This is a genomic window from Acidocella sp. (genome assembly GCF_027352905.1).
GTDB lineage: Bacteria > Pseudomonadota > Alphaproteobacteria > Acetobacterales > Acetobacteraceae > Acidocella.
The window spans coordinates 1-1,526 of sequence record NZ_DAIEIF010000012.1 but is presented as its reverse complement, the minus strand read 5'-3'; the positions used below and the strand labels follow the sequence as shown (position 1 = coordinate 1,526).

General features: G+C 66.3%; 2 protein-coding genes. Both read left to right on the top strand.

The annotated features are described in order from the left end of the window. Positions 1 to 137 precede the first annotated feature (137 nt). Positions 138 to 752 (top strand): thioredoxin domain-containing protein, encoded by a 615-nt coding sequence (locus M7H45_RS01015; protein WP_298213818.1) that lies wholly within the window; start codon positions 138 to 140, stop codon positions 750 to 752. Positions 753 to 757: 5 nt separating this feature from the next. Continuing rightward, positions 758 to 1,526, top strand: a 769-nt coding sequence (locus tag M7H45_RS01010) for an AAA family ATPase (protein ID WP_298213816.1), incomplete at its 3' end; no start/stop codon positions are given.

Sequence of the window (1,526 nt, the reverse complement as noted above, 5' to 3'; positions counted from 1 at the left end):
CGCCGCCGCCGCCCGGCCTGCCGCCCGGGGCGCTGGGCGCCGCCCTGGCCCGGCTCCATCAAAGCCTGAAATCCAGGGAATAATCGGGCTTCGTCTTCGATCATGGATGCTGTAAACTACAACATATAGGAGTGAACATGCAGATTTCCCGCCGTTCCATACTATCCTTGGCGGGCGCTGCGGCGCTGGCACCCCGGCCTAGCCGGGCGGCGGCGGCACTGCCGCCCACCGAGACCGAGCGTTCCATTGGCGCCGCTACCGCCCCCGTCACCGTGATGGAATTTTTCTCCCTCACCTGCACCCATTGCGCCGAATTCGCCACCGACACGATGCCGCAAATCAAGGCCAACCTCGTGGATACCGGCAAGGTGAAGCTTATCTTCAACGATTTTCCGCTGGACCAGATCGCGCTGAAGGCGGCCCAGGTCTCGCGCTACCTGCCGGTGAGCGAATATTACCCCTTCATCGAGGCGCTGTTCGCCAGCCAGAACGACTGGGCCTTCCGCCAAGGCGTGGACTACGAGACCGCGATTTTCAAATACGCAGCGCTGGCCGGAATGGATCACGATACCTACGAGAAAGCCTGGAATGACGCCGCCCTCGGCCAATGGATTCTCGACCAGCAGAAAAAGACGGAGAAGGCCTATAACATAAACGCCACCCCCAGCTTCGTGGTGGCGGGCAAGACCTATTCGGGGGCGATGCCTTACGATGATTTCGCCGCCCTGGTCGCCAAGGCGGCCAAAGGCTAGGCCCAATGCCCGCCCGCTTCGCCAGGCTGCGCATCGCCGGTTTCAAAAGCTTCGCCGATCCGGCGGTGGTTGAGATTCTCCCCGGCCTCACCGGGGTGGTGGGGCCGAATGGCTGCGGGAAATCCAATGTGATCGAGGCGCTGCGCTGGGCGATGGGCGAATCCAACGCCCGCCATATGCGCGGCAACGAGATGGAGGATGTCATCTTCGCCGGTACGGCCGGCCGCCCTTCCCGCAATCTGGCGGAGGTGACGCTGACACTGGAGGAAACGCGCGGGCTGGCCCCGCCCCCCTTCCAGGAGGCGGCGGAGCTGGAAATTTCCCGCAAGATCGAGCGCGGCGGCGGCAGCGCCTACCGGGTAAATGGCCGCGAGGCGCGGGCGCGGGACGTGCAGACCCTTTTCGCGGATCTCGCCTCCGGGGCGCGCGCCTCCGCCATGGTGAGCCAGGGCCGGGTGGGCGCGCTGGTCAATGCGCGCCCGGATGAACGCCGCGCCCTGCTTGAGGAGGCGGCGGGCATCACCGGCCTGCACGCCCGGCGGCATGAGGCGGAGCTGAAGCTGAGAGCGGCGGAGCAGAATTTGCTGCGCGCCGATGATCTCAAAGGCCAGTTGGAGGCCCGGCTCGGCGATTTGCGTAAACAGGCCCGGCAGGCGGCGCGCTACAAGGCGCTTTCCGGCCATATCCGCTCCGCCGAGGCGGAGCTTCTCTCCATTCAAACCGCCATCGCGGCGCGCGCGCGGGAGGCGGCCCGCGCCGCCTTCGCCGCCGCCG